At 40.5% G+C, this 7,974-nt stretch carries 3 protein-coding genes, 2 rRNA genes and 1 pseudogene; 2 read left to right on the top strand and 4 right to left on the bottom strand.

Going from position 1 to position 7,974, the window contains the following annotated elements; genetic code table 11:
* Positions 1 to 100: 100 nt before the first annotated feature.
* The 4 genes and pseudogenes from H7O61_RS07685 to H7O61_RS08155 form a co-directional block, all read right to left on the bottom strand.
* The gene (locus tag H7O61_RS07685) at positions 101 to 994 is read right to left on the bottom strand and encodes a hypothetical protein (RefSeq protein WP_331459602.1); all 894 of its coding nucleotides are present in this window, start codon (positions 992 to 994) and stop codon (positions 101 to 103) included.
* 147 nt (positions 995 to 1,141) lie between these two features.
* Positions 1,142 to 2,966 (bottom strand): annotated as a pseudogene (locus H7O61_RS07680) (DUF262 domain-containing protein).
* 53 nt (positions 2,967 to 3,019) lie between these two features.
* A complete protein-coding gene (locus H7O61_RS07675) occupies positions 3,020 to 3,460 on the bottom strand; it encodes a hypothetical protein (RefSeq protein ID WP_079295339.1) in 441 nt (146 codons plus the stop codon).
* Positions 3,461 to 3,626: 166 nt separating this feature from the next.
* Entirely contained in the window at positions 3,627 to 3,998 is a 372-nt protein-coding gene (locus tag H7O61_RS08155) for a hypothetical protein (RefSeq protein WP_187875633.1), read from the bottom strand.
* 591 nt (positions 3,999 to 4,589) lie between these two features.
* Here H7O61_RS08155 and H7O61_RS07665 point away from each other — a divergent pair.
* Together H7O61_RS07665 and rrf are read left to right on the top strand one after the other, a co-directional pair.
* Positions 4,590 to 7,478: ribosomal RNA gene (locus H7O61_RS07665) — 23S ribosomal RNA — on the top strand.
* 234 nt (positions 7,479 to 7,712) lie between these two features.
* Positions 7,713 to 7,830 (top strand): 5S ribosomal RNA (gene rrf, locus H7O61_RS07660).
* The last annotated feature ends 144 nt before the right edge of the window (positions 7,831 to 7,974 follow it).

Raw genomic sequence — 7,974 nt, 5'->3', positions numbered from 1 at the left:
ACAGATTAGGGAGAAAATGGAAAGAGAAAAGAGAAAAGAATAAAAGAGAGATTAAAAAAGGAGACCCCTCACAAGAGAGTAAGGGGGGGGAGTTAGTTTTCTAATTTTTCAGCAAACTCGTTCTCTTTAGCGAGAAACTCATCGAGCGACTCTTGGTCCATAAGCCCCACATATAAGGTGTAAAGTCGTTTAACAGATTTTTGGTTAAACCACCACAAGAAAGGTTATACTTATTGATACCGCCATCGCAAAGCAATTGAGCAATAAACAACGCCTCATTTTTGTTTTTAGGTAAAGTCATAGCCCAAAAACCATCAGGGGAAAAGTCGTTAAGTTCTTTTTCAAACTCCTTATTACCCTCCGCATACTCTTTAATCACGCCACAGAATAAAGTCGTTCCAACTCTATCCAAATTATCAAGTGTCGTAAGCTCGCATTTTTCCTCATCTCGGTTATCAATCATAGCACGCCACTCCGCATCGCTATGTTTATTCAAACCTTTCGCATAATGGAGAGCGGTAAGAATGATAGCGGACGCTTGATTACCACTCCCCTCAAAAAACATAGGAGATAATAACGAACCGAGCCTACTTTTTCTCTCGCTTAAAGTATAGTCCTCCGCAATAATCTCAAAGCTAGTCTTATCATCAGTAGTCTTAAATCCAAAAGCGAGTTTAAACCTATCCTCTTTCTCTTTAGGAGTTGAAGTCCTATCCTTGACACTCGTTCCGCTCGTAACGATTTTAACGCCTTTCAACAAATCCTCTCCGCTTTTTTCAGCGTGATTTTTCGCAACTTCATTCACAGGCACTTCCTTAAACCATTTTAAGAATTTTTCGCTATTGAAAGCGTAAGTGGCTTCGTTGCCTTTTTGGCTCCTTAAGGTTACACGATTAAACCCAATACTAATGACTTTAGCTTCCACCACTTTGTTATTGATCGTGGCTTTGACTAACGCCCCTACTTTTAACTTATTTTCGTTTTGAAAACCCATAAAATACTCCTTGGTAAAATTTGTTTTAAATTCCGCTATAATTGTCCGTTCAATGTTTTTTAATGTTTTTATCTTTTTGGCATGGCTTGTTCCTCCTTGTTGTGGGGTGGGCGCTTTTCAAATGCCCCCTTATTTTTAAGTGTCGCATCATTTGATCTCTTTTAAAAGAGCGTTTTTAAAAGCTTTAATGGCGCTTTCGCCCACCAATTCAGCGATGTTATAACGCGCGATTAAAAAGTCTAATAGTTTTTCGCTCCTTTCTTTGATTTGCGCAATGCCGAAAGAAGCGTTTTTAGCCACTTCTTTTTCGCTATAAGAGCCTTTTAGGTATTCCTTTCTTTTTTCATCAAAAGGCTTGTTGCTTAAAGAGCTGTTAGCGTTTTTAGGGATTAAGAGCAAGTTCCCTAAAGCATGCACGACATGGGGATTTTTAGCCCAATTTTTTTCTTTAGCGCTATAGCCTTGATCGGGGTTTTTGAGGCAAGATATGCTCAATGCTTTCTATACTGCCATCAAAATTCAAAGTCGTTTCAGGGTTATGGTATAGCTCGTATTCATAAAGCAAGTAATTCAACGCCTTGCCCCACTGATACCATTTTTCAGTATTCTTTTTAGAATGGATACTCTCTTCAAGGAATTCCAAACCGCTATTGTTGTGTTTATTGAAAAAATGCTTTTCTAGCGTTGGGAGATCTTCAATGGTTATTCTATCTTCCCAAGATCTATACGCCCTAAATGCTTGAAAAGCCAATTCAATTCATTCATTTTTAGCCGTATTCTTGCCAGCAACCCCATAGATTAAAAACCCGAAACGCTCCAAATATTCTAATAAGCCCTCTAATTCTTTGGTGGTATAAGGTTGTTCATTAGCGCTTTTTCCAGCACGCTGTATGGTAAAAAGAGAGAGCAATAAGGGCAGAAAAGCGTTATCGCTCAAAGCGTTTAAACGCCGCATCTTTTCTAACAAGGTGCGCGTTTTAGGCGTGATTTCTATCTCAATCTTTTTATTGTCATCAACAATAAGGGTGATAGATTTTTCATCAAGCGTGTGCAAGAAATACCAAACCTTAGAAGAATAAGAAAGATACAATAACAAATCATTTATTTTTTCATATTCGTCATATAGGTCATCGTATTTTTTATGAGCGTCAAACGCTGTATTCAATAATCTCTCTTTAAACTTGCTATTCTCGCCGTAGTAATACGCCACGAAATGCTTTAAAAAACCCTCTAAATGATCGTCTTTAAAATGCCTCAAATCGTAATAAATCCTAGTGTAAGTGTCATTGATTCCGTTTTGAAGCTTTTCTAATTTTTTGCCATCGCAAATCTTGTGTGCCACAAAATGCAAGCGGTTTTTTAACAATTCTAAAGTGGATAGATCCTTACCACGATTGTTGATTGTTTCAAAAGAGCTGAAGGGATCGATTCGGTTATCGTTCAATTCCACCACGCTAAAAAGCATTTTCTTTATAAGAGCATCAAACATTTTTTCAAGCGTTCCAACAGGCGTATCGCTGATTTTTTCTTTAAAAAATGCGTAAGTGTCAATCAAATTTTTAGCGTAAAAAGAAGTTTGAAACCTTTCTAAATCTTTTTCTTCTTCCATGATCGCCCTAAAAGCTTCACTCAAACCATAATACTTATAGGATAAAATGGGTTCGAGGTTCATTGAATAATACTTTGGGTCTTTATGTTGGGTAATCTTGGCTAAAAGGTCTAATAAAATCAGGCTTGTAGCCAATCGTTGCTGGCCGTCTATGATTTCAAAAGCGCTATCTTCAAGCTCATTTTCAAGCCCTCTTAAGGTCAGGCTGTGCATGTAATGGAATTTGTTTCCTAGCTTAGAGACATGCTCTAAATCGTTCCAAAAATCCTTCAATTGCCTTTTCTGCCATGCATACCCCCTTTGATAGCTAGGGATTTCAAACACGCCTTTTTCAGCCACGCCATCTAAAGTCAACAATTCCATTAAAATCCTTTCTTAATAATGAATGGGTTTATGGGTTAAAAACCCATAACCCTTTAACTTTTTCTTTTAATCAATTTTGGCTTTCCAAGTCTTGTGCTGCGCGTGAAATGCCAAGTGTTTTTATTGACTAATTCTTCGTATTCTTGGCTCCCTTTTTGAGCGCAAACGCCCTCAACCTTTAACGCTCCCTCTTCATCAGTCCCGATAGTGTCATGGTCAATCTTTAGGGCAAAAACGCTCCGTTGGACTTCAGCCCCTCTAGTCGTTGAATCCTCATTCACAATACCAATCACATAATCCGCTTTACGCATGAGTCCAAAATGTTCGTATTGAGCCACTTCGCCCATTCTTGGACGAAAACCTGTCAAAGTGCATTTATCGCACCATTCTTTAAAATCCTCATTCCCTGGAATAGTCCCTTTATACGCGCCTGAAACCATGCACAACAACAAATTGTATTTTTCATGCGCTTTTAAATCTTCTACTTTTGCCATCGTCTTCTCCTTATATTGAATTTAACTCTGTAAGCCCCACTGATTGAAAAATGGGGATTATGGAATCAAATGGTTTGAAAATGTTGTGGCGCGGGTTAATAAAAGGGTTAATAAAAGGGTTATAAAAGGGTTAATGCAAGAGGGAATGATAAAAAATAGGGGATTTTTAAGCGATCTTTTGTAAAAGGATAAATAGTGATAAAAATAGGGTAGCGTTGCTTGATTGCTTGATTGCTTGATTGCTTGATTGCTTGATTGCTTGATTGCTTGATTGCTTGATTGCTTGATTGCTTGATTGCTTGATTGAATGTTTGATTGCTTGAATGATAGAATGATTGAATGATTGAATGATTGAATGATTGAATGATTGAATGATTGAATGATTGAATGATTGAATGATTGAATGATTGAATGATTGAATGATTGAATGATTGAATGATTGAATGATTGAATGATTGAATGTTTGATTGCTTGAATGATTGAATGATTGAATGATTGAATGATTGAATGATTGAATGATTGAATGATTGAATGCCATTCCTACCCCTTTTTTGAAAAAAAGATGACTTGGGTATTGTATCTAGTGGTATTTAATTGATTTAATGATGCGTTTGATCTTAAAGCTTTATTTTTTAGCCCCCCATTCCAATTAGTTCCCCAATTGTTTCCAATAACTCTTATCCATTCCTTTCAAACTCTAAATTTTCTTTCAAACTCTCAAAACTTTAAGCAAACTTTAAGCATTGCATGTCTATAATTACATTTCGTTTTTAAAGACAAGCTTTAAAAAGTTCTTTAATTCAAACTCAAGCAAGTTGTAAAAGCTAAAAGCTTTAATATAAAAATATAAAAGCCCACCAGCTGATAAAACTTGAGCGTTAAAAAAGATTAGGGATCAAGCATTTTTAGTCTTCTTTAAGGGTTTAACATTAAGAGCGATTATAGCAAGTTTTTAAAGAAAAACGAAGTTATTTGATTTAATATTGTTAATAGCCTATGTAAAAGTAAAGTAAAACTACAATAACTCTGTCTTATATTCATTAAGGCAGTGGTAGCGTTTGAAGAATATTCGTGCAATTGTCGTTATTCATTATAAAAGGGCGGGTTTTAAAGGATATTTTAGAATTTAAAACAAGCTTTTAAGAGCAGATGGCGGATGCCTTGCCAAAGAGAGGCGATGAAGGACGTACTAGACTGCGATAAGCTATGCGGAGCTGTCAAGGAGCTTTGATGCGTAGATGTCCGAATGGGGCAACCCAACTAATAGAGATATTAGTTACTCTAATTATAGAGAGCGAACCTAGTGAAGTGAAACATCTCAGTAACTAGAGGAAAAGAAATCAACGAGATTCCCTAAGTAGTGGCGAGCGAACGGGGAAAAGGGCAAACCGAGTGCTTGCATTCGGGGTTGAGGACTGCAATATCCAAGAGAACGCTTTAGCAGAGTTACCTGGAAAGGTAAGCCATAGAAAGTGATAGCCTTGTATGCGACAAGGCGTTTTTAGGTAGCAGTATCCAGAGTAGGCCAGGACACGAGAAATCCAGGTTGAAGCCGGGGAGACCACTCTCCAACCCTAAATACTACTCTTTGAGCGATAGCGAACAAGTACCGTGAGGGAAAGGTGAAAAGAACCGCAGTGAGCGGAGTGAAATAGAACCTGAAACCATCTGCTTACAATCATTCAGAGCCCTATGATTTATCAGGGTGATGGACTGCCTTTTGCATAATGATCCTGCGAGTTGTGGTATCTGGCAAGGTTAAGCGAATGTGAAGCCGTAGCGAAAGCGAGTCTTAATAGGGCGCTTGAGTCAGATGCTGCAGACCCGAAGCTAAGTGATCTATCCATGGCCAAGTTGAAACGCGTGTAATAGCGCGTGGAGGACTGAACTCGTACCCATTGAAACGGGTTGGGATGAGCTGTGGATAGGGGTGAAAGGCCAAACAAACTTAGTGATAGCTGGTTCTCTTCGAAATATATTTAGGTATAGCCTCAAGTGATAATAAAAGGGGGTAGAGCGCTGATTGGGCTAGGGCTGCTCGCCGCGGTACCAAACCCTATCAAACTTCGAATACCTTTTATCGTATCTTGGGAGTCAGGCGGTGGGTGATAAAATCAATCGTCAAAAGGGGAACAACCCAGACTACCAAATAAGGTCCCTAAGTTCTATTCTGAGTGGAAAAAGATGTGTGGCTACTCAAACAACCAGGAGGTTGGCTTAGAAGCAGCCATCCTTTAAAGAAAGCGTAACAGCTCACTGGTCTAGTGGTCATGCGCTGAAAATATAACGGGGCTAAGATAGACACCGAATTTGTAGATTGTGTTTGACACAGTGGTAGAAGAGCGTTCATACCAGCGTTGAAGGTATACCGGTAAGGAGTGCTGGAGCGGTATGAAGTGAGCATGCAGGAATGAGTAACGATAAGATATATGAGAATTGTATCCGCCGTAAATCTAAGGTTTCCTACGCGATGGTCGTCATCGTAGGGTTAGTCGGGTCCTAAGCCGAGTCCGAAAGGGGTAGGTGATGGCAAATTGGTTAATATTCCAATACCGACTTATGGAGCGTGATGGGGGGACGCATAGGGTTAAGCGAGCTAGCTGATGGAAGCGCTAGTCTAAGGGCGTAGATTGGAGGGAAGGCAAATCCACCTCTGTATTTGAAACCCAAACAGGCTCTTTGAGTCCTTTTAGGACAAAGGGAGAATCGCTGATACCGTCGTGCCAAGAAAAGCCTCTAAGCATATCCATAGTCGTCCGTACCGCAAACCGACACAGGTAGATGAGATGAGTATTCTAAGGCGCGTGAAAGAACTCTGGTTAAGGAACTCTGCAAACTAGCACCGTAAGTTCGCGATAAGGTGTGCCACAGCGATGTGGTCTCAGCAAAGAGTCCCTCCCGACTGTTTACCAAAAACACAGCACTTTGCCAACTCGTAAGAGGAAGTATAAGGTGTGACGCCTGCCCGGTGCTCGAAGGTTAAGAGGATGCGTCAGTCGCAAGATGAAGCGTTGAATTGAAGCCCGAGTAAACGGCGGCCGTAACTATAACGGTCCTAAGGTAGCGAAATTCCTTGTCGGTTAAATACCGACCTGCATGAATGGCGTAACGAGATGGGAGCTGTCTCAACCAGAGATTCAGTGAAATTGTAGTGGAGGTGAAAATTCCTCCTACCCGCGGCAAGACGGAAAGACCCCGTGGACCTTTACTACAACTTAGCACTGCTAATGGGAATATCATGCGCAGGATAGGTGGGAGGCTTTGAAGTAAGGGCTTTGGCTCTTATGGAGCCATCCTTGAGATACCACCCTTGATGTTTCTGTTAGCTAACTGGCCTGTGTCATCCACAGGCAGGACAATGCTTGGTGGGTAGTTTGACTGGGGCGGTCGCCTCCTAAAAAGTAACGGAGGCTTGCAAAGGTTGGCTCATTGCGGTTGGAAATCGCAAGTTGAGTGTAATGGCACAAGCCAGCCTGACTGTAAGACATACAAGTCAAGCAGAGACGAAAGTCGGTCATAGTGATCCGGTGGTTCTGTGTGGAAGGGCCATCGCTCAAAGGATAAAAGGTACCCCGGGGATAACAGGCTGATCTCCCCCAAGAGCTCACATCGACGGGGAGGTTTGGCACCTCGATGTCGGCTCATCGCATCCTGGGGCTGGAGCAGGTCCCAAGGGTATGGCTGTTCGCCATTTAAAGCGGTACGCGAGCTGGGTTCAGAACGTCGTGAGACAGTTCGGTCCCTATCTGCCGTGGGCGTAGGAAAGTTGAGGAGAGCTGTCCCTAGTACGAGAGGACCGGGATGGATGTGTCACTGGTGCACCAGTTGTTCTGCCAAGAGCATCGCTGGGTAGCTACACACGGATGTGATAACTGCTGAAAGCATCTAAGCAGGAAGCCAACTCCAAGATGAACTTTCCCTGAAGCTCGCACAAAGACTATGTGCTTGATAGGGTAGATGTGTAAGTGCAGTAATGCGTTTAGCTGACTACTACTAATAGAGCGTTTGGCTTGTTTTTTGCTTTTTGATAAGATAACGACAATAAGTGCGGATAAGTTACCACTGCCTTACTGAGTGTAAGAGAGTTGGAGTTTTATAAAGACTTTTATAGGATTGAACTTTAATGATGAATGAGAGACTATCTCAATGATTTAAAGTTAAAGCCTATTAACTATCTTCTTTGTTAAAAACAGCTCCCTATAAAGAGAAAGGGGAGTTAAGGGTAAATGCGATTTATCTTTAGCTCCCTTTTCCTTGTGCCTTTAGAGAAGAGGAACTACCCAGTTAACCATTCCGAACCTGGAAGTCAAGCTCTTCATCGCTGATAATACTGCTCTTTTCAAGAGTGGGAATGTAGGTCGGTGCAGGGATAGGGAAATGTTTTTTTAATCTTGTTTTTATCTGATTTCATTAATTGATCGCTTGTTTTTGTTTGTTTAAGGGGTTTATTCTTTTATTCTTTTATTCTTTATTCTTTTATTCTTTTATTCTTTTATTCTTTTATTCTTTTATTC

The sequence above is a fragment of the Helicobacter pylori genome (assembly GCF_014496965.1).
GTDB lineage: Bacteria > Campylobacterota > Campylobacteria > Campylobacterales > Helicobacteraceae > Helicobacter > Helicobacter pylori_CZ.
The sequence above is the reverse complement of the archived record's forward strand: the minus strand, read 5'-3'. Positions and strand labels throughout refer to the sequence as shown.

Bases quoted from the DNA above. Each gene is read 5' to 3' on its own strand.
- H7O61_RS07685 (WP_331459602.1), bottom strand. From the start codon at position 994: ATGGGTTTTCAAAACGAAAATAAGTTAAAAGTAGGGGCGTTAGTCAAA.
- H7O61_RS07675 (WP_079295339.1), bottom strand. From the start codon at position 3,460: ATGGCAAAAGTAGAAGATTTAAAAGCGCATGAAAAATACAATTTGTTG.
- H7O61_RS08155 (WP_187875633.1), bottom strand. From the start codon at position 3,998: ATGGCATTCAATCATTCAATCATTCAATCATTCAATCATTCAATCATT.